Annotated in this window: 25 protein-coding genes; 10 read left to right on the plus strand and 15 right to left on the minus strand. The window is 57.1% G+C overall.

What is annotated here, in order from left to right:
- Window positions 1–21: 21 nt before the first annotated feature.
- Window positions 22–891 (minus strand): LysR substrate-binding domain-containing protein, encoded by an 870-nt coding sequence (locus ACXIZX_RS04410; RefSeq protein WP_008103869.1) that lies wholly within the window; start codon window positions 889–891, stop codon window positions 22–24.
- 188 nt (window positions 892–1,079) lie between these two features.
- On the opposite strand from ACXIZX_RS04410, the gene ACXIZX_RS04415 reads away from it, so the two are divergent.
- From ACXIZX_RS04415 to ACXIZX_RS04430, 4 genes are all read left to right on the plus strand, one after another.
- Window positions 1,080–1,910 (plus strand): DUF6024 family protein, encoded by an 831-nt coding sequence (locus tag ACXIZX_RS04415; RefSeq protein WP_479403654.1) that lies wholly within the window; start codon window positions 1,080–1,082, stop codon window positions 1,908–1,910.
- A 151-nt stretch (window positions 1,911–2,061) separates the two neighbouring features.
- Window positions 2,062–2,706 carry an adenylate kinase gene (gene adk / locus ACXIZX_RS04420; protein WP_061717437.1) on the plus strand — a complete coding sequence of 215 codons (645 nt, stop codon included), beginning with the start codon at window positions 2,062–2,064 and terminating at the stop codon, window positions 2,704–2,706.
- 122 nt (window positions 2,707–2,828) lie between these two features.
- Window positions 2,829–3,788 (plus strand): ferrochelatase, encoded by a 960-nt coding sequence (hemH, locus tag ACXIZX_RS04425; RefSeq protein WP_154153565.1) that lies wholly within the window; start codon window positions 2,829–2,831, stop codon window positions 3,786–3,788.
- Window positions 3,789–3,846: 58 nt separating this feature from the next.
- Window positions 3,847–5,148 (plus strand): inosine/guanosine kinase, encoded by a 1,302-nt coding sequence (locus tag ACXIZX_RS04430; protein ID WP_008103861.1) that lies wholly within the window; start codon window positions 3,847–3,849, stop codon window positions 5,146–5,148.
- Between the two features lie 47 nt (window positions 5,149–5,195).
- Here the strand turns inward: ACXIZX_RS04430 and ybaL are convergent, their stop codons facing one another.
- The gene (gene ybaL, locus ACXIZX_RS04435) at window positions 5,196–6,884 is read right to left on the minus strand and encodes a YbaL family putative K(+) efflux transporter (RefSeq protein ID WP_154191792.1); all 1,689 of its coding nucleotides are present in this window, start codon (window positions 6,882–6,884) and stop codon (window positions 5,196–5,198) included.
- A gap of 445 nt (window positions 6,885–7,329) precedes the next feature.
- Between ybaL and ushA the strand changes: the two genes are divergently transcribed.
- Window positions 7,330–9,081, plus strand: coding sequence for a bifunctional UDP-sugar hydrolase/5'-nucleotidase UshA (gene ushA / locus ACXIZX_RS04440; RefSeq protein WP_479403655.1), 1,752 nt, complete (start codon window positions 7,330–7,332; stop codon window positions 9,079–9,081).
- A gap of 51 nt (window positions 9,082–9,132) precedes the next feature.
- Here the strand turns inward: ushA and ACXIZX_RS04445 are convergent, their stop codons facing one another.
- Window positions 9,133–9,564 carry a multidrug/biocide efflux PACE transporter gene (locus tag ACXIZX_RS04445; protein WP_008103853.1) on the minus strand — a complete coding sequence of 144 codons (432 nt, stop codon included), beginning with the start codon at window positions 9,562–9,564 and terminating at the stop codon, window positions 9,133–9,135.
- A 90-nt stretch (window positions 9,565–9,654) separates the two neighbouring features.
- Between ACXIZX_RS04445 and ACXIZX_RS04450 the strand changes: the two genes are divergently transcribed.
- Window positions 9,655–10,524, plus strand: a complete 870-nt coding sequence (locus tag ACXIZX_RS04450; protein WP_008103852.1) for a LysR family transcriptional regulator — start codon at window positions 9,655–9,657, stop codon at window positions 10,522–10,524.
- On the opposite strand, the gene ybaK is transcribed toward ACXIZX_RS04450, so the two are convergent.
- From ybaK to copA, 3 genes are all read right to left on the minus strand, one after another.
- Window positions 10,521–11,000, minus strand: a complete 480-nt coding sequence (gene ybaK, locus ACXIZX_RS04455; RefSeq protein WP_008103849.1) for a Cys-tRNA(Pro)/Cys-tRNA(Cys) deacylase YbaK — start codon at window positions 10,998–11,000, stop codon at window positions 10,521–10,523. The two genes, ACXIZX_RS04450 and ybaK, sit on opposite strands and share 4 nt — an antisense overlap.
- Window positions 11,001–11,269: 269 nt before the next feature.
- On the minus strand, window positions 11,270–12,070 hold the full coding sequence (locus ACXIZX_RS04460) for a TraB/GumN family protein (protein WP_323272547.1): 801 nt from the start codon (window positions 12,068–12,070) through the stop codon (window positions 11,270–11,272).
- Window positions 12,071–12,138: 68 nt separating this feature from the next.
- Complete coding sequence (gene copA / locus ACXIZX_RS04465; protein WP_479403656.1) at window positions 12,139–14,649, minus strand: copper-exporting P-type ATPase CopA; 2,511 nt, start codon at window positions 14,647–14,649, stop codon at window positions 12,139–12,141.
- A 95-nt stretch (window positions 14,650–14,744) separates the two neighbouring features.
- Between copA and cueR the strand changes: the two genes are divergently transcribed.
- Window positions 14,745–15,161, plus strand: coding sequence for a Cu(I)-responsive transcriptional regulator (cueR, locus tag ACXIZX_RS04470; RefSeq protein ID WP_061717431.1), 417 nt, complete (start codon window positions 14,745–14,747; stop codon window positions 15,159–15,161).
- On the opposite strand, the gene ACXIZX_RS04475 is transcribed toward cueR, so the two are convergent.
- From ACXIZX_RS04475 to tesA, 5 genes are all read right to left on the minus strand, one after another.
- Complete coding sequence (locus ACXIZX_RS04475) at window positions 15,137–15,598, minus strand: NfeD family protein (protein ID WP_008103840.1); 462 nt, start codon at window positions 15,596–15,598, stop codon at window positions 15,137–15,139. The genes cueR and ACXIZX_RS04475 overlap by 25 nt on opposite strands.
- Window positions 15,595–16,509 carry an SPFH domain-containing protein gene (locus tag ACXIZX_RS04480; RefSeq protein ID WP_008103839.1) on the minus strand — a complete coding sequence of 305 codons (915 nt, stop codon included), beginning with the start codon at window positions 16,507–16,509 and terminating at the stop codon, window positions 15,595–15,597. Before ACXIZX_RS04480 ends, ACXIZX_RS04475 begins: the two co-directional genes overlap by 4 nt.
- Before the next feature lie 63 nt (window positions 16,510–16,572).
- On the minus strand, window positions 16,573–17,427 hold the full coding sequence (locus ACXIZX_RS04485; RefSeq protein ID WP_008103837.1) for a co-chaperone YbbN: 855 nt from the start codon (window positions 17,425–17,427) through the stop codon (window positions 16,573–16,575).
- Window positions 17,428–17,506: 79 nt separating this feature from the next.
- Window positions 17,507–18,280, minus strand: a complete 774-nt coding sequence (locus ACXIZX_RS04490) for an SDR family oxidoreductase (RefSeq protein ID WP_061717430.1) — start codon at window positions 18,278–18,280, stop codon at window positions 17,507–17,509.
- Between the two features lie 31 nt (window positions 18,281–18,311).
- On the minus strand, window positions 18,312–18,938 hold the full coding sequence (tesA, locus tag ACXIZX_RS04495) for a multifunctional acyl-CoA thioesterase I/protease I/lysophospholipase L1 (RefSeq protein WP_479403657.1): 627 nt from the start codon (window positions 18,936–18,938) through the stop codon (window positions 18,312–18,314).
- On the opposite strand from tesA, the gene ybbA reads away from it, so the two are divergent.
- Together ybbA and ybbP are read left to right on the plus strand one after the other, a co-directional pair.
- Window positions 18,906–19,592 (plus strand): putative ABC transporter ATP-binding protein YbbA, encoded by a 687-nt coding sequence (gene ybbA, locus ACXIZX_RS04500; protein WP_479403658.1) that lies wholly within the window; start codon window positions 18,906–18,908, stop codon window positions 19,590–19,592. The genes tesA and ybbA overlap by 33 nt on opposite strands.
- Window positions 19,589–22,003 (plus strand): putative ABC transporter permease subunit YbbP, encoded by a 2,415-nt coding sequence (ybbP, locus tag ACXIZX_RS04505; RefSeq protein ID WP_479403659.1) that lies wholly within the window; start codon window positions 19,589–19,591, stop codon window positions 22,001–22,003. Before ybbA ends, ybbP begins: the two co-directional genes overlap by 4 nt.
- A 123-nt stretch (window positions 22,004–22,126) precedes the next feature.
- Here ybbP and purK read toward each other — a convergent pair whose 3' ends face one another.
- The 4 genes from purK to ppiB all read right to left on the minus strand — a co-directional run bounded on the left by purK (window position 22,127) and on the right by ppiB (window position 25,039).
- Window positions 22,127–23,191, minus strand: a complete 1,065-nt coding sequence (purK, locus tag ACXIZX_RS04510) for a 5-(carboxyamino)imidazole ribonucleotide synthase (protein ID WP_479403660.1) — start codon at window positions 23,189–23,191, stop codon at window positions 22,127–22,129.
- Window positions 23,188–23,697: a 5-(carboxyamino)imidazole ribonucleotide mutase gene (purE, locus tag ACXIZX_RS04515; protein ID WP_008103823.1), complete on the minus strand. Its 510-nt coding sequence runs from the start codon at window positions 23,695–23,697 to the stop codon at window positions 23,188–23,190. The genes purK and purE overlap by 4 nt, the downstream gene beginning before the upstream one ends.
- A gap of 131 nt (window positions 23,698–23,828) precedes the next feature.
- Complete coding sequence (locus ACXIZX_RS04520) at window positions 23,829–24,545, minus strand: UDP-2,3-diacylglucosamine diphosphatase (RefSeq protein ID WP_479403661.1); 717 nt, start codon at window positions 24,543–24,545, stop codon at window positions 23,829–23,831.
- The gene (gene ppiB / locus ACXIZX_RS04525; RefSeq protein ID WP_061717425.1) at window positions 24,545–25,039 is read right to left on the minus strand and encodes a peptidylprolyl isomerase B; all 495 of its coding nucleotides are present in this window, start codon (window positions 25,037–25,039) and stop codon (window positions 24,545–24,547) included. The genes ACXIZX_RS04520 and ppiB overlap by 1 nt, the downstream gene beginning before the upstream one ends.
- Before the next feature lie 222 nt (window positions 25,040–25,261).
- On the opposite strand from ppiB, the gene cysS reads away from it, so the two are divergent.
- Complete coding sequence (gene cysS, locus ACXIZX_RS04530; protein WP_479403662.1) at window positions 25,262–26,647, plus strand: cysteine--tRNA ligase; 1,386 nt, start codon at window positions 25,262–25,264, stop codon at window positions 26,645–26,647.
- Window positions 26,648–26,656: the final 9 nt, after the last annotated feature.

Here is a 26,656-nt window from a genome sequence, read left to right on the forward strand (position 1 = left end):
CGACCTTTTTATTATCTGCTCTTAAATCTGCGCCTGATCCCGCAACCAATCGCGAAACAAGGTAATCTCCGCATCGTGCTGGCGCGAAGTCTTGGTCATCATCAACGTCGCGCGATCGACGCGCACAAAGCCCAGCGGCGCAATCAAGGTGCCGTCACTCAACTCCTGACGCACCAGCAAGCGCGGCGCCATAATCACGCCCAATCCGTTTCTCGCTGCCTGAATGCCTAACGTCAAATTATCGAAATGCTTGCCGATCCAGTAATTGCCGCGCACGCCGCTGGTTTTCGCCCATTCGGCCCACGCATGCAGCCGCGTATCGGCGTGCAGCAACGGCAGCGAGGCGAGATCCTGCTCGCTCTGAAAACGGGCAGCAAACTGCGGGGCGCACAGCGGGCCGATGTAATCATCGCTGATCAAAGTGGCATCAATATCGTCATCCGGCGACTGCTCGGCGCTGAGGATCAGCACATCGGTGTGCTCGCTGCGCAGTTGGTCGATCTCCACCAGCGACTGAAACTGCACTTCTATATCGGGATAGCGCTGATAAAAGCTGGCGATACGCGGAATCAGCCATTGTGAGAGAAAGCTGGGCGCGCAGGAGACGCTGAGGTGATGGCGCATGCCGGTACGGATGCTTTCGCAGGTAGTTGAGAGTTCGCTAAAAGCTTTCTGACAGCTCACCAGCAAACGTTCACCGTGTGAGGTTAATTTGACGCGTCCATTGGTGCGCACAAACAGCGGCTTACCCATCCAGCTCTCCAGCTGTCGAACCTGATGGCTAATGGCGCTATGGGTGACATGCAGACGTTCGGCCGCCACGCTAAAACTGCTATACAGTGCCGCCTGGTGGAAATAGTGCAGTGCACGTAACGATGGAAGCGCGGTCATACTCGTCCCCTGTGTAAAAACCTAACAGGGATTGTCAGTTTATATCATTTTAATGTCCAGCCGCATTGGCCTAACCTTTCCCCCAGATTCTGGCGGGTTGACGGCTCCGGCTCTCTGTGTTTCAAGCCGACTATCACCGCAGGTTTCACCTCCCACACACAGCACAATAATAAGAGACCTATCACGCGATGGCTCCACAACTTGCTACTGCCAGGGCGGCGGCGGCGCGCGATAAGCTTCGCGGCTTGCTTTCCCGTCATTACCGGCTTGAAAACTACGATCTTTTCTTCGCACCCTCTTTGCATATCTCGCGGGTGCTGCTTTCCCAGCTTTTTCTCCGTCAGGAACAATCACGTAATCAAACGCGCTATGCCTCGCACCATCCGGTCAGCGAACTCAGCGTGCTGCCCACTTTGCCGATGACGGCGGGCAATATTGCGTTGGTGGATCATGTTGATATGCAGCAAGGTCGGGTGCGGGCGCTAAGCGAATGCCAAAGCCACGGCGTTACCGATGCGTCGGAGTCGTTTGCCACGCAGCTACATAAGCGACTGGTGAGCGATGCGCGCCTGTTTGTTGCTCGCCTTGATCGTCACGCGGCATTATGCGGCGATCTGGTGTTGATTGCGTTGCGCACCGCCGATTTCAGCACGCTAGTGCGCAGCGAACTGCGGCTGTTTGAGCAAGGATTAGCGCTTCGTGACGCACCAGAACAGGCGCTGACGATGATGGAGGACAGCGAATGGCGTCCGTTCAATATTGCGATGGTGGAAAATATCGCACTCGACTCGCCTTTCATCCTGCATTCCATTCAGCAACCGGGTTTACCCTTTGCGCTTTTTCCGCTGCCGAACGGCCTCAATGCCAGTCAATTGCCGCAGGATATTCAGGTGTTGCCGCAACAGGCGTGTTTACGCTTGCGCGCCGACGTGCGCGGCGGCGTCAACAAACAGCAGAACGTCACGCCTGTACTGAAAAAACGTCTTAAAGACGTACTCATGCTTAGCCGTGATTCCTAAAAACGGGCACTCTGCTGGTATTTGCTGACAAAGCAGGTCAAAGTAGACCTTTCGTGGCGAGCGCGCCCGTTTCCTTGTGGTGCGCGGGTCATAATGGTATGTTCTTCGCCTTCTCAGATTGAACAATGCGATTCGCAAGGGGAATTACGCAATGCGTATTATTCTGCTCGGAGCTCCGGGCGCAGGTAAAGGCACTCAGGCTCAATTCATCATGGAGAAATACGGTATTCCGCAAATCTCCACCGGTGACATGTTACGTGCGGCAGTTAAAGCAGGTACGGAACTGGGCCAACAGGCAAAAGCGATCATGGATGCCGGTAAACTGGTGACTGACGAGCTGGTGATAGCGCTGGTTAAAGAGCGTATCACTCAGGAAGACTGCAAAAACGGTTTTCTGCTCGATGGCTTCCCACGCACCATCCCGCAGGCTGACGCCATGAAAGAAGCGGGCATCAAGGTTGACTACGTGCTGGAGTTCGCTGTACCGGACGAGCTGATTGTGGATCGTATTGTTGGTCGTCGCGTACACACGCCATCAGGCCGCGTTTATCACGTCACTTACAATCCACCGAAAGTGGAAGGTAAAGATGACCTGACCGGCGAAGAGCTGACCACGCGCAAAGATGACCAGGAAGAGACCGTGCGTAAGCGTCTGGTGGAATACCATCAGCTGACCGCGCCGCTGATTGCCTACTACGGCAAAGAAGCGCAAGACGGCAACACCGAATATCACAAAATCGACGGCACCCGTCCTGTCGCTGAAGTGAGCACGCAATTGGCCACGATTCTCGGTTAATGCGTTGATAGGGCCGGTTGTCCGGCCCTTTTGCAGCAATTGCTTTCCCCTCCCTCGATTTCCGCTACAATTTCCCCCTGATTTTGCATTCGACCCATTCGTTTCGACATCAAGGAAATACAATGAGGCAAGAAAAGCCCGGGGTTTTGCTGGTTAACTTAGGCACACCAGACGCACCCACAACACCTGCGGTTAAACGCTATCTGAAACAATTCCTCGGCGATCCACGAGTGGTTGATACACCGCGCTTATTGTGGTGGCCGATTCTCAATTTCATCATCGTGCCTTTCCGTTCGCCACGCGTGTCGAAACTTTATGCTTCCGTGTGGATGGATGAAGGTTCACCACTGATGGTGTTCAGCAAGCGTCAACGTGACGCATTGGCGCAGCGCCTCGATATGCCGGTTGAACTTGGCATGAGCTACGGCCAGCCAAGCCTCGACAGCGCGTTAAAGCGCTTGCTGGATCAAGGTGTGACCAAACTCATCGTGCTGCCGCTCTATCCGCAGTTCTCCTGCTCGACGGTTGCCGCAGTCTGGGACGGCTTAGCCACCAGCTTTAAACCGTTGCGTTCACTGCCGGAAGTGGCGTTTATCCGCGATTATGCAGAGCATCCGGCTTACATTGCCGCGCTGAAAGCCTCGGTGGAGCGCTCGTTTGCGCTGCATGGCGAACCGGATCTGCTGGTGCTGTCGTATCACGGCATTCCGCAGCGTTTCGCCAATGAAGGCGATGATTATCCGCTGCGCTGCAAAGACACCACCGACGCGCTGGCCGCGGCATTGGGTATTGCGCCGCACAAGATCATGATGACCTTCCAGTCGCGCTTTGGTCGCGAGCCGTGGCTGACGCCGTATACCGACGAAACCATGAAGAGCTTGCCGGCGAAAGGCATCAAGCACGTGCAGGTGATGAGTCCGGGCTTTGCGGCGGATTGCCTTGAAACGCTCGAGGAGATCAGCGGTGAGAACTGCGAGATCTTCCTGCATGCTGGCGGCGAAAAGTTCGAGTACATTCCTGCGCTCAATGACGATGCTGAACACATTGAAATGATGGTGCAGCTGGTCAACGCGCGCCGTTAAGGGTGTGGCAGAGAGTGTGATATCATTCTCTGCCTGATTTTCCCTGACGGCACTCTCGATGAAATTTCCCGGCAAACGCAAATCCAAACACTATTTCCCCGTCAACGCGCGCGATCCGCTGCTGCAAGCCACGCAGCAAGAGCAGGAAGAGGGCAGTTGGGTAGTGGGTATCGACCAGACGCTGGTGGATATTGAAGCTAAAGTCGACGACGACTTTCTGCAGCGTTACGGCTTAAGCGCCGGTCACTCGCTGGTGATCGACGATGCCACCGCCGAGGCGCTCTACAACGAGCTGATGCGCGAAGAGCTTATCAGCCATCAATTTGCCGGTGGCACCATCGGAAATACCCTGCATAACTACTCGGTGCTGGCGGATGATCGCTCGGTGCTGCTCGGCGTGATGTGCAATAACATCCAAATCGGCGGCTACGCTTATCGCTACCTGTGCAACACCTCCAGCCGCATGGATCTCAACTTCCTGCAGGGCGTCGATGGCGCGATTGGCCGCTGCTTCACGCTGATTGGCGAGCAGGGCGAACGTACTTTCGCCATCAGTCCCGGCTTGATGAACCAGCTGCAGGCCAACAGCATTCCGGAAGAGGTGATTGCAGGCGCATCGGCGCTGGTGCTGACTTCCTATCTGGTGCGCTGCCAGCCGGGCGAACCGATGCCGGAAGCCACCTTGCGCGCTATCGAATACGCCAAAAAGCACAATGTGCCGGTGGTGCTGACGCTCGGTACCAAATATGTGATTCAGGATAACCCGCAGTTCTGGCGCGATTTCCTGCGCGATCACGTGTCGATTGTGGCGATGAACGAAGAAGAAGCCTTTGCGCTGACTGGCGAACAGGATCCGCTGCTGGCGTCGAATATGGCGCTGGATTGGGTGGATTTGGTGCTGTGCACCGCCGGGCCAACCGGTTTATACATGGCCGGTTTCACCGAAGAAGAGTACAAACGTAAAACCAATCATCCGCTGCTGCCGGGCGCGCTGGCTGAATTCAACCAATATGAATTTAGCCGCGCGATGCGCCACAAGGATTGCGATCAGCCGCTGCGCATCTTCTCACATATTGCGCCTTATATGGGCGGGCCAGAGAAGATCATGAACACTAACGGCGCGGGCGATGGTGCGCTGGCGGCGCTGCTGCATGACATCACCGCCAACAACTTCCACCGCCAAAAAGTGCCTAACTCCAGCAAACACGGCCGCGCCTACCTGACCTATTCGTCACTGGCACAGGTGTGTAAATACGCCAACCGGGTAAGTTATCAGGTGCTGAATCAGCATTCACCGCGTCTGACGCGCGGCCTGCCGGAGCGGGAAGACAGCTTAGAAGAGTCATACTGGGACAGATAAAACGTAGGGTCGCCATTAATGGCGACCTTCCCAAAGACCGCACTCACTTAAATCGGGCACTCACGCACAATCGGGTTCTGCGCAATCTCTTCTTCCAGCACATGCAACATGCTGTTGGCGATCTCACGCTCGCCCATCACCACGCGATTCGCGCCGCGCTCCATAATGTAGGTCACTTCATCGTCATAATGCGCACGCGCAATAATCTCAATGTCCGGACGCTTCTCGCGCGCCGCCGTCACCACTTCACCGGCTTCGTAGCCATTTGGAATGGTTAGCAGCAGCCAGCGGGCGCAGTCGAGACGGGCGAGATCCATGGTATCGACGCGCGCCGCATTGCCCAGCACCGCCTTGATTCCTTGCTCGCGCAGTGCTTCAACGCGCGGGCGCGAGTTCTCAACCACCACCAGCGGCACATCCGCTTCCAACAGTTTTTGCCCCAGCAGGCTGCCGACACGGCCATAACCAACCAGCACCGCGTGATTGCAGATATCCACCGGAATCTGCTTCTCTTCTTCGATCGCTTCTTCCAGCGTCTGCTCTTCGATGGTCTCGGTTTTGTCGAGATAACGTTCCAGCACGCTGAACAGAATCGGGTTAAGCATGATGGAGAGAATCGCCGCCGCCAGCACCAGATTGCGCCCTTCCTCGCTCAGCATGCCGAGCGAGATGCCGAGACCGGCCAGAATAAAGGCGAATTCACCAATCTGCGCCAGGCTCACCGAAATGGTCATCGCGGTACGACGTGAATGGCCAAGCAGCGTTACCAGCAGCCAGGCGGCAATGGATTTGCCCAGTACGATAATCGCGAGCGCGCCCAATACAGCCAGCGGCTGTTCGATCAGGATCATTGGGTCAAACAGCATGCCGACCGACACAAAGAACAGCACGGCGAACGCATCACGCAGCGGCAAGGTGTCATGCGCCGCGCGGTGGCTGAGTTCAGATTCGTTCAGTACCATGCCGGCAAAGAAGGCGCCGAGTGCGAAGGAGACGTCAAAGAATTCAACGGCGCCGAAGGCGATACCGAGCGCCAGCGCTAACACCGCAAGGGTAAACAGCTCACGCGAACCGGTCGCGGCACTTTTTGCCAGAATCCACGGCACCACGCGACGGCCTACCACCATCATCAGCACCATAAAGGCGACGACCTTACCGATGGTCAGCAGCAGATCCCACAACAGCAGCGTTGGGCTGGCGTTGCCTTGTTCCAGCATGCCCGCAATCGCTGGCAGCAGCACCAGCGTCAGCACCATCACCAAATCTTCCACGATCAACCAGCCAATGGCGATTTGCCCGCGTTGGCTATCAATCAGCTGACGCTCTTCCAGCGCGCGCAGCAGCACCACGGTACTGGCAGTGGAAAGACACAGACCAAATACCAGACCAGTCATCCACGACCAGCCCATTGTCCAGGAAAGTCCCATTCCCAGCAGCGTTGCCACGGCGATTTGCGCGATGGCGCCAGGAATGGCGATAGACTTTACCGACATCAAATCCTTCAGCGAGAAGTGCAAACCGACGCCGAACATCAGCAGAATTACGCCGAGTTCAGCCAGTTCTGGAGCAAGGTTGGTATCCGCAACAAAGCCTGGTGTGAAAGGGCCGGCTAATACGCCAGCTAATAGGTAACCGACCAGCGGTGAGATGCGCAGGCGGTTTGCCAGCATACCAAGGAGAAATGCGAGGACCAGCCCCCCGACAATGGTAGTGATCAACGGTGTGGTGTGATGCATGCCTGTCTCCTTGTGTGCAAATGTATCCGCTTGTAACAACCTAGTGTAATGCACAATCACTTACCGCGTTTAAACATTTGAGCGGTAAAAACGCACTAAATTGAAAAAATGAGACTAAAACGCAGCTGAAGCTCCATTTTCGTCAGTTATCTCACTATATCGGCTGGAAATACGCAGAATGAAGGGTGGCGCGGAAAAATAGTTGCGACGGGAAACTGGCTTCGCAGCAGGTGTTGTTGCGGTTAAAGCGGTCCTAAGTCGATAAAGTCGCCGCCAAACGTAGAATTGGGTTATCCAATTAAGCGCCAGGCGGTTTTGCAGCTTGTTTGATTGATGCTTTGCCAGTTTCATCTTGAGTTAGCCAGCCATCTGTGCGAAACAGAAGGGCGATAACGCACATTAAGTCCACCGCTCAGTGGAAAAACGCAGAATAAGGAGATCGGCTTTGTTTTTATCACCGCGAAAGGGGCGCTGGCTGGCGCTGACAGTGTTACTGCTGCCGATGTTGGCGCAGGCGTGGCAAACGGATCGCAGTTATCGTTTTAGTATTCTGCACACCAACGATCATCACGGTCGCTACTGGACCAACGCGCAGGGCGAATATGGCCTCGCTGCGCAGAAAACGCTGATGGATCAACAGCGCTACGATGTGCAGGCCAAAGGTGGCGGCGCGCTGATCCTGTCGGCAGGCGATGTGAACACCGGCGTGCCCGAGTCAGACATGCTGGATGCTGAACCCGACATTCGCGGCATGAACCTGGTGGGCTATGACGCCATGGCGCTGGGTAATCACGAATTCGATAAACCGATCAGCGTGCTGCAAAAGCAGCAGAAGTGGGCCAAGTTTCCTTTCCTTTCGGCCAACATCTATCAAAAAGGCACCGACACACGCTTATTCAAGCCGTGGGCGACCTTTAACCGCATGGGGCTGAAGATTGCGGTGATCGGCCTGACCACCACCGACACGCTGCGTATTTCCAATCCAGAAAATATTGCGACCATTGATATTCGCGATCCGGTGAAAGAGACCGAGAAAGCCGTGGCGGAATTACGCGCCAGCGAAAAGCCTGACGTGATTATCGCGTTGACGCACATGGGCCATTACGACGACGGCCAGCACGGCAGCAATGCGCCGGGCGACGTTGAGCTGGCGCGCAGCCTGCCGCCGGGCACCATCAATGTGATCATTGGTGGCCATTCGCAGGATGCGGTGTGCATGGAGAAAGAGAACGTTAGCGTAAAAGATTATCAGCCGGGCCAGCCTTGCCAGCCGGATCGTCAAAACGGCGTGTGGATCATGCAGGCGAAAGAGTGGGGCAAATTTGTTGGACGCGGCGACTTCACCTTCCGCAATGGCGAGCTGACGCTGGAGAATTACCAGCTGATCCCGGTCAACCTCAAGCACAAAGTGAAGAATCTTGATGGCAGCGAATCCTGGCTCACCTGGCAGGAAGAGATCCCGCCGAACAGCGCGATGATGAAGCTGTTAACGCCTTTCCAGCTGCGTGCCGGCAAGAAGCTGGATGTTAAAGTTGGCAGCAGCGACGGCGTGTTTGTGGGCGAGCGCGACAAAGTACGCTTTGAGCAAACCAATCTTGGGCAGCTGATTTTGCGCGCGCAAATAGCGGCAACCAAAGCGGACTTTGCGGTGATGAGCGGCGGCGGCATTCGTACGTCGCTGGCGCAGGGCAATCTCAGCTGGCGCGATTTGTTGCAGGTGCAGCCGTTCGGCAATCAGGTTGTCTCAGTTACGCTGAGCGGCAATGAGCTGCTGAGTTATCTGGCAACGGTGGCCAATATCAAAGTGGATTCCGGCGGCTTCGCGCAGTTCAGCAACATCAGCCTGGTGGCGGATGGCAAAGGCGTCAGCGACGTGAAGATTAATGGCGAACCGTTGCAAAAGGATAAAACCTACCGCATGGCGACCAACAGCTTTAACGCCAGCGGCGGCGACGGCTATCCGAACATGGAAACTCATGCCAGTTTCAGCAACAGCGGGCAGCGCGATGCGGATGTGCTGCGTGACTACGTCAGCCAGCATTCGCCTTTAAAAGTGAGTGATTATCAACCGAGCGGAATTGTGCATCTGACGGCGGCGCAAATTGAAGATCGCAACAAAGCGCAGGAGAAGCAGCGCAAGCCAAGCTATCCGCAGATGATTCTGGCGTGGATCTGGCCGCGCGCCGCACAACATTGAACGTTGCGCACGTAGGGTCGCCATTCATGGCGACCGCTTTGCAAATGCACATCACGCCTGACAGGATTTCTGCGTCACCCAACGGTGGCGCAACTTATCCCACATCCAGTTGTAAACCATGGTGTAGGGCAGGAAGAACAGGAAGAACGCCACTTCCAGCACAAAGGCTTCCAGCAGCGAAATATTCAGCATCCAGGCGGCAATCGGCAAGCCGATCAGGATAAAACCGCCTTCAAAGCCCAGCGCATGCATCGCGCGCAAACCGAATCCGCGTTTGACCTGCGGTGGCCAGATGCGATCAAAACCGCTGTTATAGATCATGTTCCACAGCATGGCGACGGTCGACAGCATAATCGCCAGCGCGCCCATCTGAAACAGCGGTTTCTCCATGATCCAGGCAGCCAGCGGCGCAACAGTGATAAGTGCCAACCCTTCAAAGCCTGCGGCATGACAAAAACGTTCTTTCAGCGAACGGGTACGCATATAAACCTCCTTATTAGTGATAACCCGCATTTTCGCACTGTGTGATGCTAAGATAAAATGATCACCTATCGATAAAAGCGATGGTTCACCATGAAGTATTCCCCGGAATCCCTGGAGGCGTTTGTGCAAACCGTGGCCAGTGGATCATTTTCAGCGGCGGCGCGCGCGTTGGCTAAAAGCCAGTCCACCATCAGTAACGCGATCGCGAATCTGGAAGATGATCTCGGTTTCACGCTGTTTGATCGCAGCGGACGTAATCCGGTATTAACCGAATATGGTCAGCGCGCCTTTGCGCAGGTACAGCAAATTCTGGCCGCCAGTCAGCGGCTGGACGAACTGGCTGAATGCCTTACCGATGGCGTCGAGCCGCGTCTGAGTCTGGCAATTTCCGACTTTTGGCAAGCCGATCATCACGTCACTTTGCTCACCCGTTTTGCTGAGCTTTATCCCGAGATCGCCTTCGAATGCATGATCGCCGAGGATGAAGATGTACTCGATCTGTTACAGGCTGGACGCGTGCATCTTGGCGTGGTGCGGGCGCAGCCGAAGCTGCCGACCGATTTGGCGATGGCGCGTTTACAGGTCGGCGCGCAGATGGCGATCTATCTGCATCAGGATCATGTTTTATCGCAGCTGGAGCAGGTGAGTGACGAGCAGCTAAGCCAATTACGTCAGCTGCGGCTCAATACGTGGGTGCAAAATCGCGACCCTTTGCCCGCCGGACGCGTGTGGTCGGCGCCATCTTATTTGTTGCTGTTGGAGATGGCGGAGCAGGGTTTTGGCTGGAGTATATTGCCGCGCTGGCTGGTGGAGCAGTTTGGGCATCAGGTGTTGAAGGAGTTGCCGGTGCCGGGCTGGCCGCAGCATATTGCGGTTGATGTGGTGTGGTCACGACGTAATCCGCCGGGACCGGCCGGGCGCTGGATGATCGATCAACTCTGCGCCCAGCAGCCTGATTAATCGCGCCGCGCGATGTCGGCCAGCGGCGCGTCCAGCAGGCGAGACAAATCTTGTGCGGCCAGCTCCAGATCCAAGCCGCGTTTGCCGCCGGAGATAAAGATGGTGGCAAACTCCGCCGCTTGCTGATCGATCACCGTTGGCAGACGTTTTTTCTGTCCTAACGGGCTGATGCCGCCCACCAGATAACCGGTTACGCGCTGTGCCAGCTGCGGATCAGCCATATCCGCTTTCTTCGCGCCCAGCGCTTTGGCGACCTTTTTTAGATCCAGCTGGGTTGAGACTGGCGTCACCGCAACCGCCAGCGCTTTGGCATCGCCGTTGAGCGACACCAGCAAGGTTTTGAACACCTGACGCGCATCCAGATTCAGCTTACGCACCGCTTCATCACCAAAATTGGTTTCATGGCTATCGTGGTCGTACGGATGCAGGGTAAAGGTGACTTTTTGTTTTTCCAGAAGTTTTACCGCAGGCGTCATGATCGGTCCTTGTTAGGAAAATTCTTATTTCAGTTTTGATGGAAAAACAGTGGCGAAATTCTGAACTTTGCGCGAGAATTGGCCCGCGCCAGCAAGAGATTGTTGGTGATAACCAAAATCATAAACAAATTCCTCTTTGACGGGCCAATATAATTATTGGCCTTCTTTTTTTGTATTTTGAGCACATCTGGAGTGTAGGTCGCCATTAATGGCGACCTACGGATGTTTGGTGCGTTTTTGTAGGGGCGCCATTTATGGCGACCAATACGTTAACCCTTCAGCAAATCCGGCAGATTATCGTCGCCGTAAAGATGCAACGCGCCCACCGCCACCACATAACGCCCTTTTGGTAACGCCAGCAGCAACTCGCGCCAATGCTGATTACGATTGCGCATCAGTGTGTCGTTCAGCTCGCTGCTGAAAGTGGTTGGCAGCGCGACCGGTTGCTGGGTGGGCGGCGCATCCAGCCACCAGCTGATCATGGTTTGCAGCAGACGCGCGTTGGTATGCCAGTGTTCCAGCGTATCCAGCAACAGCGGCAAGCCATCCTGCGGCAGCGATTTGAGCAGGGCGATCTGCGTTTCCGGACCTTCCAGCTCGATAACGCGTTTGTTGGCCGCTTTGGCCGCCTGCAACAGCTGATAATCGATACCAAACTGCGGACGCAATCCCAGCCGCTGCGCCTGTTGCGCCTGCAACATCAGCGCGATCTGCCAGAACGGCAGCGTATCGAACAGGCTCAATGACAGCGAAAGCTCATCGCATAAGGCCTGTAAGCGCTGTAGCACCTCGTCGTCGAGCCGCATGGCCAGCGGCGGATGTTCATCATCATTGCTGAACGGCGATCCGCCTTGAGTGATATCGGCTTCGACAATCAGCGCGTCGGCTTTATGCAGCTGGCGCAACAGCCCGGCAGGCAGCGGCTGCATATCGCGCGTGCCCATGTGAATGCTGCCCGCCAGATGCAAACGACGATCGCCCAGCTGAATATCCATCGCCGGCCAGCTGTAACTGGCCGGGAAAAGGGTCGCGATCCGTTGTTGGATGCTGTGCCACAGACCGTGTCTCATTCCCTGTCCTTTTTAAGGCAAAAAACCATGCTAGCGATTTCATCCGATGAAAAACAGGGCTGTAATGGCTATTGCCGTTGCGCGGGCTTAAAGCGCAGCAAACGGTTAGCGTTGCTCACCACGGTAATCGATGACAGCGCCATCGCTGCGCCCGCAACAATCGGGCTTAGCAGCATGCCGGTAAACGGATAGAGCACGCCCGCCGCAATTGGAATCCCCAGGCTGTTATAAATAAAGGCACCCAACAGGTTTTGCCGCATATTGCGCAGTGTGGCGCTGGAGATCGACAGCGCATCGGCGACGCAGTGCAGATCGTTTCGCATCAACGTCATGGCGGCGGTTTCTACTGCCACATCGCTGCCGCCGCCCATGGCAATGCCGACATCGGCTTGCGCCAGCGCGGGCGCATCATTGATGCCATCGCCGACCATCACCACTTTGCGGCCTTGCTGCTGAAGCTGCGTAATCGCCTGCGCTTTGCCATCCGGCAACACGCCGGCAATCACTTCATCCATACCTGCTTCGGAGGCAATCGCCTGCGCGGTTTTTTGGTGATCGCCGGTCAGCATAATCAGGCGATAACCTTGCTGATGCAGACGCTGCAGCGCCGCTTTGCTCTCCGGACGTAAGCTGTCTCGCAGTGCGATCAATCCCAGCAGCTGCTGATCATCGGCCAGCAGCACCGGTGTTGCGCCTTGTGCGGCGAAGCGTTCGATGTCGGCCTGCGCGGCGCGATAATCAATCTGCTGCTCATCCAGCAGCGCCTGATTTCCCAGCAGCAGCGTTCTGTCGGCCACTGTAGCGCTGATACCTTTGCCGCGTATTGTACGAAATTGCTTAACCGCTTCGGCGTTCACCGCTGGCGCAGCATCGAGGATCGCTTTAGCCAGAGGATGGCTGGAGCCTTGCTCCATCTGCGCCGCCGCGCTGAGCACCTGTTCGCGATTCCAATCGCCATACAGCACGACATCACTGACCTGCGGCGTGCCGCGTGTCAGGGTGCCGGTTTTATCAAACACAATGGTATCGACTTCGCTGGCCCGCTGAAGCGCATCGGCGTCACGCACTAGCACGCCCAGCTCTGCGGCGCGCCCGACGCCTGCAATCACCGACATCGGTGTAGCTAAACCCAAAGCGCAAGGGCAGGCGATGATCAGCACCGTCGTCACAATCACCAGCGTGTAAGCCAGCTGCGGCTGCGGACCCGCCAGATACCAAATCAAACCACTTAGCAGCGCGATCGCCACGACCACCGGTACAAATACCGCGGAGATGCGATCGGCCAGCCGGCCAATATCCGGTTTGCTGCTTTGCGCCTGGCGCACCAGATTGATGATGCGCGCCAGCGTGGTGTGGCTGCCGGTGGCGCGCGCAACAAAGTGCAGCGTGCCGTCTTGCACCAGTGTACCAGCAAAGATTTTATCGCCCTGCTGTTTGGCCTGCGGCACCGCTTCACCAGTCAGCATCGCTTCATCCAGCCAGGCTTCGCCGCTGGCAACGTCACCGTCCACCGGGACGCGATCGCCGGTCACCAGTTTCAGTGTCATGCCGGACTTAACTTCGCTGAGTGGCAGCAGCGTTTCACCTTGATCGCTAATGACCCGCGCCTGCGCCGGGGTTAAATCCAGTAATCGTTCCAGCGCCTTCGAGGCGCGCTGGCGTGCGCGCTGCTCTAGCGCGTGGCCGAGATTGATCAGACCAACGATCATCACGCTGGCTTCGAAATAGAGATGACGCGCCTGATGCGGGAAGAATTCGGGCCACAGGGCGACGCTCATCGAGTAGAGCCACGCCGCGCCGGTTCCCAGCGCCACCAGCGTATCCATGGTGGCGGTACCGTGACGCAAACTGCGCCACGCGCTGCGATAGAAGTGCCCTCCAGCAATCACCATCACCAGCAAGGTGATGACGCCAAGCGTGCGCCACAGCGTTTGGTTATCTGCGCTCAGCATCATGTTGTCGCCGAGCATGCCCCAAATCATCATCGGCACGCCGAGCAGCAATGCCAGCGCTGATTGCCAGCTAAAGCGGCGCATGGCTTGCTGCGCGCTGATCTGCTGGCGCTCGCGCCGGGTTTGTTCGTCATCGATCACTTCAGCGGAATAACCGGCCTGATCGACAGCGCTCACCAGCGCTTCGGCGCTTGCATCGCCGATGATCAGCGCGCTGCGCTCACCGAGATTGACGCGTGCCTGACTGACGCCCGGCACCTTTTGCAGCGCCTGTTCCACGCGACTCACGCAGCTGGCGCAGCTCATGCCGCCTATCAGTAAGTGATGCACCGCTTCAGTGGATGGTGCCGGTTGCGACTCCGTTGTCAGCGCCTCCGGCGGCGGCTCTGTAGCTGTCAACGGATCAGGCTTTGGGCTGGTTGCGCCGTCTTTTAGTGCTGCGTGATAACCGGCTTGTTCAACCGTAGCGATCAGATCGCTGGCGCTCGCCTCACCGGTGACGCGCGCTTCTTGCTGCGTGACGTCGGCCTGTTCAACATCGCTGCGCTGCTCCAGCGCTTCTTTAACGCGTTTAACGCAGTGGCCGCAGGACAAGCCGTCCAGCGCCAGCAGTTGGGTATGTGACATGGTTAACTCCTCAGGTAATGATTTTGACTGCATGCAAAATTTGCATTAGAACTAAAGCCTAAACCTTCCCCTGAATGGAAGGTCAAGGGGGAAAAATGAACATCAGCGATGTGGCAAAAAAAACCGGACTCACCAGCAAAGCGATCCGCTTCTACGAAGAGAAGGGCGTAGTGACGCCGCCGTCGCGCAGCGACAATGGTTATCGTCATTATGCGGCGCATCATATTGATGAGCTGAATCTGCTGCGTCAGGCGCGTCAGGTGGGATTTACGCTGGAAGAGTGCCGTGAACTGGTGACGCTGTTCAACGATCCCGCGCGCCACAGCGCCGATGTGAAAGCGCGCACCTTGCAGAAAGCCGACGAGATTGCTGCGCACATTGAAGAGTTACATGCGATGCGCGCGCGCTTGCTGGAGCTGGCGGAAGCTTGTCCCGGCGATGACAGCGCCGAGTGCCCGATCATCAATCATCTGGCCGGTTGCTGCCATCAGGCCGATGGAAAGCGTGGCTGAATCATCAGCGTAATGCCGACTACGCCGGTGACAATCACTGGCGTGCCCGCTGGCAGATCGCTATCTGCTTGCACGCGCCAGCTGCTGTCGCCGATACGCACGTGACCAAGGCCATTTTTTAGCGCGTTATCCAGCGTCAGCTGCATGCCCATTAACTGATTGCCGCGCTGGTTAAGCGTGTTGGCGACCTGCGACGATTCGCGATAGCGCATCCAACGATGCCAGAAAAACGCGCTGAGCAGCGTCATCACCGCAAACACAATGCCCTGGCTGGTCCATGAAATGGGAAACAACCATTCAATCAGCGCCACCGCGACGGCGGCTAAGCCACTCCACAGCAGATAACCGCTGGTACCGAGCATTTCGGCGGCCAGCAGCAGGCCGCCCAACGTCAGCCAGAACCAATGTGGATGCGCAATCAGCTCCATCAGGATCATGGTCGGCGCTCCGTCCGGCTCTCCTTCAGCAACTCACTGATACCGGCAATTGAACCGAGCAGGCTGCTAGCGTCCAGCGGCATCATCACCACTTTGCTGTTGTTGGCTTCGCCAATTTTTTGCAGCGCGTCGGTGTATTTCTGCGCCACGAAGTAGTTCACCGCCTGAATATCGCCGGCGGCTATCGCCTCAGAAACCATGCGCGTCGCCGTGGCTTCCGCTTCAGCCTGACGCTCGCGCGCTTCGGCTTGCAGGAAAGCGGAGGTGCGTTCACCTTCGGCTTTGAGGATCTGCGACTGTTTGTCACCTTCGGCACGCAGAATCGCCGCCTGACGTACGCCTTCTGCGGCAAGGATGTCGGCGCGCTTGGTACGTTCCGCCTTCATCTGCGCGTTCATCGCGGCGATCAATTCCTGTGGCGGGCGCACATCGCGGATTTCGATACGGGTGATTTTCACGCCCCACGGATTGGTGGCTTCATCGACGATATGCAACAGACGCGTGTTGATGTTGTCGCGCTGCGACAGCATCTCATCCAGTTCCATGCTGCCGAGCACGGTGCGGATATTGGTCATGGTCAGATTGAGGATCGAGAGTTCAAGATTGCTGACTTCGTAGGCGGCGCGCGCCGGATCTACAACCTGGATAAAGCACACCGCATCAATAGTGACGTTGGCGTTGTCTTTGGAGATAATTTCCTGCGAAGGGATATCGAGCACCTGTTCCATCATATTGATTTTGCGACCAATACGATCCATGAACGGCACCAGCAGATTGAGGCCTGGCTCCAGCGTTTTGGTATAACGGCCAAAGCGCTCTACCGTCCACTGATAACCTTGTGGAACAATTTTTACACCGGCCCACACGGTAACGAGTGCGAGCACAATGATGACGGGAATTACCGTTAACATATAACCTCCTGGCTGTCAGATTGTCGGGCCGAGTCGTTCGGCCCGTTTAACGCGCGGTACCGATCAGTACAGCAGCGAGTAAAGCTGGCGGCGATAGCGCGTGGCGAGGGTGTCGCCGGTGCCGAGTGCGGCCAAAATCTCCTGGAACATTTTACGCACCTGGCCGTCGCCGACGCTGAGATCGCTTTTCAGGAAGCTGAACAACAACTCCAGCGCTTCCTCATTGCGACCAACCTGATGCAGCTGTAACGACAGTTTAGCAGCCAGCTCGGCATTGGTTGGATCGCTGGCTAACTGCTCCTGCAACAGCTGAATTTCTGGTGTATCGGCGGCCTGTTTTAACAGGTCGATTTGTGAAACCAGGCTCTGATAGCGCGTGTCCTGATCCTGCAGCGGCACCGCATCCAACACGGTTTCGGCTTCGTCGCTGCGATTCAGAGTGATCAGCACTTCCGCCAGCAGGAAACCAATTTCGCTGTTTTTGTTGCTCAGCTGCCAGGCGTCTTTCAGCAGCGGCAGCGCTTCCAGCGGTTTGCCTTCGTGCATCAGTTGCATCGCCTGCTGCGCTTTAACCTCTTCTTCACGCGGCAACACTTTTTGCAGCAGGGCGCGAATGGCCTCTTCCGGCTGCGGTCCCTGGAAGCCGTCCACCGGCTGACCGTTCTGGAACAGGTAAACGGTTGGAATGGAGCGCAGACCAAACTGCGATGCCACCATCTGCTCTTTATCGCAATCCAGCTTCGCCAAAATAAACTGACCCGCATACTCCTGCGCCAGGCGATCCAGCACCGGCGTCAGTTCCAGACAGTGCTGACTGCGTTCGGACCAGAAATAAAACAGCACCGGCAGCTGCATCGACTGTTCTAAGGTCTGCTGCAGGTTGGATTCGTTGATGTCGATAATCAAAGCGTGTGACATGAATACGTCTCTTGTCAGAAAGTGTGTTGAGGATATGGGGGCAAGCTGCCCCGGTTCAAGTTTGATTCTGCGTTGCAGCTTAGTTGCTGCGCAAAATGCGATCCAGTATCCAACCTGGCAGCAGGCGTTTCAGCAGACTCATCGCCCAGGCGACCAGCGTCACCGGATAGCGCAGGCGCGGATGCTTGCTCTCTAACGCGTGGCGCAGCTTCGGCAGAATCGCTTCTGGCGGCAGGGTAAAACGCGCGGCGATGCCCGGATTGCGCACCGGTTTATCCTGCTGGCCCTGATGCACGTTATCGGTGAAACGGGTGCTGATCGGGCCCGGCTCAATCAGGCTGACGCGCACGCCTGAGTCGCGCACTTCGAGACGCAGCGCATCGCTCCAGGCTTCCAGCGCCCATTTGCTGGCGGCATAGGCACCGCGTCCCGGCGTGGAGATCAGTCCCAGCACCGAGCTGGTATTAACGATACGTCCGTTGCCGCTGGCTTGCAGCGCGGGCAGCAGGCGCATGGTCAGTTGATGGGTGCCAAACAGGTTGGTGGAAAACTGCTTCTCTAACTGCTGACGCGAAACGCTACTGAGCGGCCCATATTGACCAAAACCGCCGTTGTTAAACAGCGCGTGCAGGCGATGATCGGTGAGTTCCAGCACGCGATCGGCGGCGGCATCGACGCTGGCGGCATCATCCAGATCCAGCTGCACGCCAATAAATCCCAGCGCTTCCATGCGCGCCACATCGTCGGCGCGGCGACAGGCGGCCAGCACGCGATAGCCGCGCGATAAAAGGTCATTCGCGGCGACCAAACCAATGCCGCTCGAGCAGCCGGTGATAAGAATAGTTCTTTGCATTTTTTTACCCGTTAAAAATCACGCGTCTGCATTAATCATGCTTTACTAACGGAGCCAGTTCGGTCGCCATCAGGTTGGCGATAAACGGCTGAGCATCCGGATTGGGGTGAATTCCATCCTGCTGCATCCACTCCGGCTTCAGGTAGACCTGCTCCATAAAGAAGGGCACCAGAGGAATGTCGTACTGCTGTGCCAGGCGCGGATAGATCGCGCTAAACGCCTCCGTATAACGACGTCCATAATTGGCCGGTAGACGAATCTGCATCAGCAGCGGCTGTGCCTTAGCGGCTTTCACTTCGTCGATCACTTTGGTCAGATCGGCGGTGATATTCTGCGGCGGGAAACCGCGCAGGCCATCGTTACCGCCCAATTCGATTAACACCCAGCGGGGTTGATGCTGTTTTAATAGGCCCGGTAAACGTGCCAGCCCAAGGCCTACGGTATCTCCGCTGATGCTGGCGTTCACCACTTTGGGCTGCTGTTGCCACTCTTTATTCAGCAGGCTCGGCCAGGCCGCCGTGGCCGACATGCGATACCCGGCGCTCAGGCTGTCGCCCAATACCAGCAAGGTATCGGCGGCGGCGATGCGGGACACCAGCAGAAGCAATAACAACAGGAAGGGATAATGCCAGCGGAAAACATTGTTGCAGTTCATCATCTTACTAAGTCCGTCGGTCAGGGAGAGCATCAGCTGACCATCCTTACCGGAGTTGAGCTGGTTGTCAAACCAGCTGAGACCATCGCCCTGATTGGTGAGTCCGGCTCTGGCAAATCCACGCTGCTGGGCATTCTGGCCGGACTGGATGACGGCAGCAGCGGCGAAGTGCATCTGCTTGGCCAGCCGCTGCACAGCATGAACGAAGAGCAACGTGCAGCGCTGCGCGCGCGTGAAGTGGGCTTTGTATTTCAATCTTTTATGCTGGTGCCGACGCTGAACGCGCTGGAAAACGTGCAGCTGCCGGCGCTACTGCGTGGCGACAGCGATCGCGAAAGCCGTGCGCAATCGATGGAGTTGCTTACTTTATTGGGCTTGAAAGATCGTCTGCATCATCTGCCGGCCCAACTTTCTGGCGGCGAGCAGCAGCGTGTGGCGCTGGCGCGTGCCTTTAGCGGCCGTCCCGGTTTACTGTTTGCCGATGAACCCACCGGTAACCTCGATCGTAAAACCGGCGATCGCATCGCCGATCTGCTGTTCTCCCTCAACCGCGATTTTGCCACCACGCTGATTCTGGTGACGCACGATGAACAACTGGCGGCGCGCTGCGACCGCCGCTTACGGCTGCGCGACGGCAAGTTGTGGGAGGAGTCATGATTTGGCGCTGGTTCTGGCGCGAGTGGCGTTCGCCCTCGCTGCTGATTGTCTGGATGGCGCTCACCCTTGCGGTGGCCTGCGTGCTGGCGTTGGGATCGATCAGCGATCGTATGGAGAAAGGCTTAAGCCAGCAGAGCCGCGACTTTATGGCGGGGGATCGCACACTGCGCACCACCTCGCCCGCGCCGGACGCGTGGCTGAATAAAGCGCGTGAAGAAGGGCTGTCGGTTAGCAGCCAGCTGCACTTTATGACCATGACGTTCGCACAAGAGACGCCGCAGCTGGCGGACGTTAAAGCGGTGGATGATGCCTATCCAATGTTTGGCACGCTGCAAACCGATCCGCCAGGCTTGCGTCCACAAGCGGGCACGGTGTTGGCTGCGCCGCGTTTGCTGGCGCTGCTGAATCTGAAAGTGGGTGATAGCGTGGATGTCGGCGACACCACGCTGCGCATTGCTGGTGAAGTGATTCAGGAGCCGGATGGCGGCTTCAATCCGTTCCAGACCGCGCCGCGTCTGCTGATGAATCTGGCTGACGTGGAGAAAACTGGCGCGGTGCAGCCGGGCAGTCGCCTGAGCTGGCGCTACAAATTCTCCGGCGAACCGGCACCGCTGGCGCGCTATGACAGCTGGATCGAACCACAGCTGAAAGCCGATCAGCGCTGGATCAGCGTTGATAACTCGGAAGATGCGCTGGGCCGCTCAATGCAGCGCGCGCAGCAATTTTTACTGCTATCGGCTTTGCTGACGCTGATGCTGGCGATTGCTGCGGTAGCGGTGGCGATGAGTCATTACTGCCGCAGTCGCTACGATTTGGTGGCGGTGCTGAAAACGTTGGGCGCAACCCGTAAAGCGCTGCAGCGGCTGATTATCGGTCAATGGCTGGCGGTGCTGCTGCTGGCGGCGATTGTTGGTAGCGCGTTGGGGCAGGGCATTGAAGTGATTCTGCTGCTGATGCTGAAACCGGTGCTGCCGGGCGCGCTGCCTGCGGCGAGTTTCTGGCCGTGGCTGTGGGCGATTGGCGCGATGTTTGTGATTTCGCTGCTGGTGGGTTTGCGTCCGTATCGCTTGCTGATGGCGACGCAACCGCTGCGCGTACTGAGGCGGGATGCGGTGGCGAACGTCTGGCCGCTGCGCATCTATCTGCCCGCGATGGCGCTGGTGGTGATTGGCTTGCTGGCGCTGCTGATGGGCGGCAGTAAAATGTTGTGGGCGTTGCTGGCGGGCGTGGTGATGTTGGCGTTATTGCTGGCGATGCTCGGCTGGGGCACCTTGCTGCTGCTGCGTCGGTTGGTGGTGCGCAATCTGGCGCTGCGCCTGGCGATTAACCGTCTGCTGCGTCAACCGGCGATGACGCTCAGCCAACTGGCGGCGTTTTCGCTGTCATTTATGTTGCTGGCGCTGCTGCTGGTGATGCGCGGCGATCTGCTGGATCGCTGGCAACAACAACTGCCGCCGGATAGCCCGAACTATTTCCTGCTGAACATCACCAAAGAGCAGGTGCCACAGGTGCGCGACTTCCTGAGTGAGCATCAGCTTAAGCCGGAAACCTTCTACCCGATTGTGCGTGCGCGCCTGACCGAACTGAACGGCAAAGAGGCCGATCCCAAGCTGGATAACGCGCTAAATCGCGAACTCAATCTGACGTGGCAAGCAGAGCGTCCGGATCACAATCCGCTGATCTCTGGCAACTGGCCGCCGCAGGCTGGTGAAGTGTCGATGGAAGTAGAGCTGGCGGATCGCCTCGGCGTGAAGCTCGGCGATACCTTGACCTTCAGTGGCGACACGCAGCAGTTCAGCGCCAAAATCACCAGCTTGCGTAAGGTGGATTGGGAAAGTCTGCGGCCGAACTTCTTCTTTATCTTCCCGCCGGGCGCGCTCGATCAACAGCCGCAAACCTGGCTGACCAGCTTCCGCATGGAGAGCAATCCGGCGCTGCTGGCGCAACTTAATCGCGCATTCCCGACGCTGAGCCTGCTGGATATCGGCAGCATGATGCGCCAGATCGGTCAGGTGCTGACGCAGGTGAGTCAGGCGCTGGAAGTGATGGTGGTGCTGGTAACGGTATGCGGCGTGCTGCTGCTGCTGGCGCAGATTCAGGTCGGCATGCGTCAGCGTCGGCAGGAGTTGGTGGTCTATCGCACGCTCGGTGCCAGCAAGCGCTTGCTGCGCGGCACGTTATGGTGCGAGTTTGCGCTGCTTGGCGTGGTATCGGGGATTGCGGCGGCGCTGGGCGCGGAAGCGGCGCTGTGGGGCTTGCAGCGCAAGATCTTCGATTTCCCGTGGCAGCCAGACTGGACGCTGTGGATCGCCTTGCCGATCGGCGGCGCGCTGCTGCTCTCGCTGTGCGGCGCCTGGCTGGGCATTCGACTGTTAAAACAGAAGGCGCTGTTCAGAAGCTTCAGTGCCTAAATTGTCGATGGTGGCGTAACCAGGTGCGCATTAATGCGCACCCTACGAAAACCCCACAGGAATGCGCGTTCGGCAAAATCACATCAATCTACGTAGGGTCGCCATTCATGGCGACCTGGCTAATCAAAGCTTCTCAACCGCCCACGCAATCCCGCTCGCATACGCTTGCGGCAGCAGCGGCACCAGCGCATTCAGCGCTGACGCCAGACGACCATGATCGCTATCGGTCAGATTAAGATGCCCAACCTTGCGGCCTTCACGCACCTCTTTGTCGTACCAATGCAGATGCACCAGCGGCTGTTGCAGCCACGCCAGATTCACATCGGTACCAATCAGATTCACCATCACCGACGGCGCAAACACCACCGGTTTTGGCAGCGCCAAACCCAAAACCGCACGCAGATGCAGCTCGAACTGGCTAATTGACGCGCCATTCTGCGTCCAGTGACCGCTGTTGTGCACGCGCGGTGCTAACTCGTTGATCAGCAGACCTTTTGGCGTAATGAAACACTCCATCGCCATCACGCCAACATACTTCAGCTCATGCATGATGGCGCTGAGCATCGCTTCTGCCTGCTGTTGCTGTGCGGCATCGGCCTGCGGGAAAGCCACGCTGGTGCGCAGAATGCCGTCCTGATGCAGGTTATGCGTCAGCGGATAAAACACCGTGCTGCCATCGTGTCCACGCGCGCCGACCAGCGACACTTCGCCGCTGAAATTAATGCCTTGCTCAACGATGCATTCGCCGTAGCACTCATCCGGCAGCGCATCGGTTTCGTTGGCGCGCAAGCGCCACTGACCGCGGCCGTCATAGCCGCCGGTACGACGCTTCACAATCGCCAGTTCGCCCAAGGTGCTGAACACGTTTGGCCACTCGGCTTTATCGGCCAGCAGCTGCCACGGCGCGGTGGCGAGGTTCAGCTGATCGAGCAGCTGTTTTTGCGTCAGACGATCGGCCAGGCGCGGGAAAATATCGCGATTCACAAAGGCCGGATGGCTCGCCAGTTCGCGGGTTAACGCGGTTTCCGGCCAGCGCTCAATCTCGGCGGTAATCACGCTTTCGGCGATCGGCAGCGCAGAAGGTTCTGCATCCAGCCCCACCGGATACACCGCGATGCCCAGCGGTTCACCGGCCTGGCGCAGCATGCGGCCTAACTGACCATTACCTAGTACGCAAACCGGCTTCATGCGTCCTCCCGCGGATCCGGGTTGTTCAGCACTTCATCGGTTTGCGTTTGACGCCAGTTGGCGATGCGTGTTGACAGCGCGCTGTCGTGGATCGCAAGAATCTGTGCCGCCAGCAGGGCGGCGTTGGCGGCACCGGCTTTACCAATCGCCAGCGTTCCAACCGGAATACCGCGCGGCATCTGCACGATGGAGTAGAGGCTATCGACGCCGCTCAGCGCCGCGCTTTGCACTGGCACGCCCAGCACCGGCACCAGCGTTTTCGCGGCCAGCATGCCCGGCAAATGGGCGGCACCGCCAGCACCGGCGATGATCACCTGAAAACCGTTGTCGGCGGCGGTTTCCGCGAAGCTGAACAGTTTGTCGGGCGTACGGTGAGCTGAGACCACTTCAACGTGGAAGGGAACATCCAGGCTGTTAAGAATTTCCTCGGCGAACTGCATGGTAGCCCAGTCACTTTTGGAACCCATGACAATGGCGATACGGGCCGGGGCGGCGTTGGATGACATGCGGTCAACTCCTGTGAATATACAAACGAACCTGGCCGGGCGGGCAGGCGAAGAAGGGCACAGAGAATAGCATGAGATGGCAGCAAGGAAAACGGTTGCGTAGGTGGAAAACGGGCATTTACGCCCGGATTTCAGAAGGGGAATTCGATCAGGCTGACGCCGCTGGCATCAAGCTGGATCATCGATCCGTTCTCATGCCATGCACCGAGTACCGCGCGCTGGGCGTTTTCGCCGTGCAGCGTGAAGGGGTGAATGGCGGGACGATGCGTGTGGCCGTGAATCAAAATCGGCACCTGCTGGTGCGTCATCGCGGCTTCCACTGCGGACTGATTGACGTCCATGATGCTGACCGACTTGTGCTGATTCGCCTGCTTGCTGCCATTGCGCATACGCGCGGCAATGCGCATGCGCAGACGCAGCGGTAACGCGAGGAACAGGCGCTGCAACCAGCGCTGATGCACTTTGGCGCGAAAACGCTGATAGCCTTCATCGTCGGTGCACAAGGTATCGCCGTGCATGATCAACACGCGATGTCCGTAGAGATCGAGTACCTTTTCTTCCGGCAGCAGCGTCATGCCAGAAACGCGCGCAAAACGCTGGCCGAGCAGGAAGTCGCGATTACCGTGGATGAAGTATTTCGGTACCGGCAAGGCTTTGAGCGCCGCAGCGATTTGCTGATGCAGCGGATTAGGATCGTCGTCGCCGATCCAGGCTTCAAACAGATCGCCGAGGATGTAAAGCGCATCGCAGGAACGCGCTTCTCCCTGCAAAAAATGCAGAAAACCGGCAGTAATTGCCGGTTCTTCATTACACAGATGCAGATCTGCGATAAACAGCGTGCGCGACATTACTCGCTAACAGTCACTTTCTGGATGACAACGTCTTCAACCGGAACGTCCTGATGCATGCCGCTGCGGCCGGTTTTCACCGCTTTGATTTTCTCAACCACGTCCAGGCCTTCAACCACTTCAGCGAACACGCAGTAACCCCAGCCTTGCAGGCTTTCGTCACGGAAGTTCAGGAAGTCGTTGTCTGCCACGTTGATGAAGAACTGGGCAGTGGCAGAGTGTGGAGCCTGAGTACGCGCCATCGCCAGGGTGCCTTTGGTGTTTTTCAGGCCGTTATTCGCTTCGTTGCGGATGTCTGCTTTGGTATCTTTCTGCTTCATGCCAGGCTCAAAACCGCCGCCCTGAATCATGAAACCGTTGATTACGCGATGGAAGATAGTGTTATCGTAAAAACCTTCCGCGCAGTATTCCAGGAAGTTCTTCACGGTAGCCGGCGCTTTGTCATCGAAAGTTTTAATTACGATATCGCCATGGTTCGTCTGGAAAGTGACCATTATTTTCTTCCTGTCAAGGTTGTCGTCAGTGTCGCTGCCGCGCCTGCAAGGCGGCGGGGCATTTTTGTAGACGCTTCTTATATCACAATTTCCAATAACGCGTCAGTAACCGGACGGCAGTTGGCAACCGAGCGATGCACAAGTCAGAAAAATACGGCACAATAACCGGCTACATTTTTATAATGTTCGAATCCCGCACACGTAAACAAACGGAACCGTTCAATGCTAAAGATTTATAACACCCTGAGTCGACAGAAAGAGGAATTCAAACCCATCCATGCCGGTCAAATCGGTATGTACGTGTGTGGTATCACGGTTTACGACCTCTGTCATATCGGCCATGGGCGTACTTTTGTGGCATTCGACGTGGTGGCGCGCTATCTGCGTTACGTGGGCTATCAGCTGAAGTATGTGCGTAACATCACCGATATCGATGACAAAATCATCAAGCGTGCCAATCAAAACGGTGAAAGCATTGAAACGCTGACCAACCGCATGATCGCCGAGATGCACAAAGATTTCGCCGCGCTCGGCATTCTGCCGCCGGATCTGGAGCCGCGCGCGACACGCCATATCGATGAGATCATCGAGCTGGTCGGCACGCTGATTGAACGTAAGCACGCGTACGTGGCGGACAACGGCGACGTGATGTTCGACGTGATGAGCGATAAAGATTACGGCGTGCTGTCGCGTCAGGATCTGGAGCAGCTGCAGGCCGGTGCACGTGTCGAAGTGGCGGATGTGAAGCGCAATCCTATGGACTTCGTGCTGTGGAAGATGTCTAAAGCCGACGAACCGGCGTGGAACTCGCCGTGGGGCAACGGTCGTCCAGGCTGGCACATCGAATGTTCGGCGATGAACTGCAAACAGCTCGGCACTCATTTCGACATCCACGGCGGCGGTTCCGATCTGATGTTCCCGCACCATGAAAACGAAGTGGCGCAATCCACCTGTGCGCACGATGGCCCGTATGTGAATTACTGGATGCACTCCGGCATGGTGATGGTTGATCGCGAGAAGATGTCGAAATCGCTGGATAACTTCTTCACCGTGCGTGATGTGTTGCAGCATTACGATGCCGAAACCGTGCGTTACTTCCTGATGTCGGGCCACTATCGCAGCCAGCTCAACTACGGCGAAGATAACCTCAACCAGGCGCGTGCCGCGCTTGAGCGTTTGTACACCGCGCTGCGTCATACCGATGCCAACGCCACGGCGGCGGGTGGCGAAGAGTTTGAGGCGCGTTTCCGTCTTGCGATGGATGACGACTTCAACACGCCGGAAGCCTATTCCGTGTTGTTCGATATGGCGCGTGAAGTTAATCGTCTGAAGATCGAAGACAAAGCGTCTGCTGATGCGCTGGCGGCGAAACTGCGCCAGATCGCTAACGTGCTCGGCATTCTGCAGCAGGATCCCGAGTTGTTCCTGCAAAGCGGTGCGCAGGTGAATGTCGATGAAGTGGCGGAAATCGAGCATTGGGTGAAAGCCCGTTCCGACGCGCGTGCAGCCAAAGATTGGGCGCAGGCGGATGTGGCGCGCGATAAGCTCAATGAGTTGGGCGTTATCGTTGAGGATGGGCCTCAAGGTTCCAGCTGGCGACGCAAATAACCGGAGAGG

The sequence above is a fragment of the Candidatus Pantoea symbiotica genome (assembly GCF_056491525.1).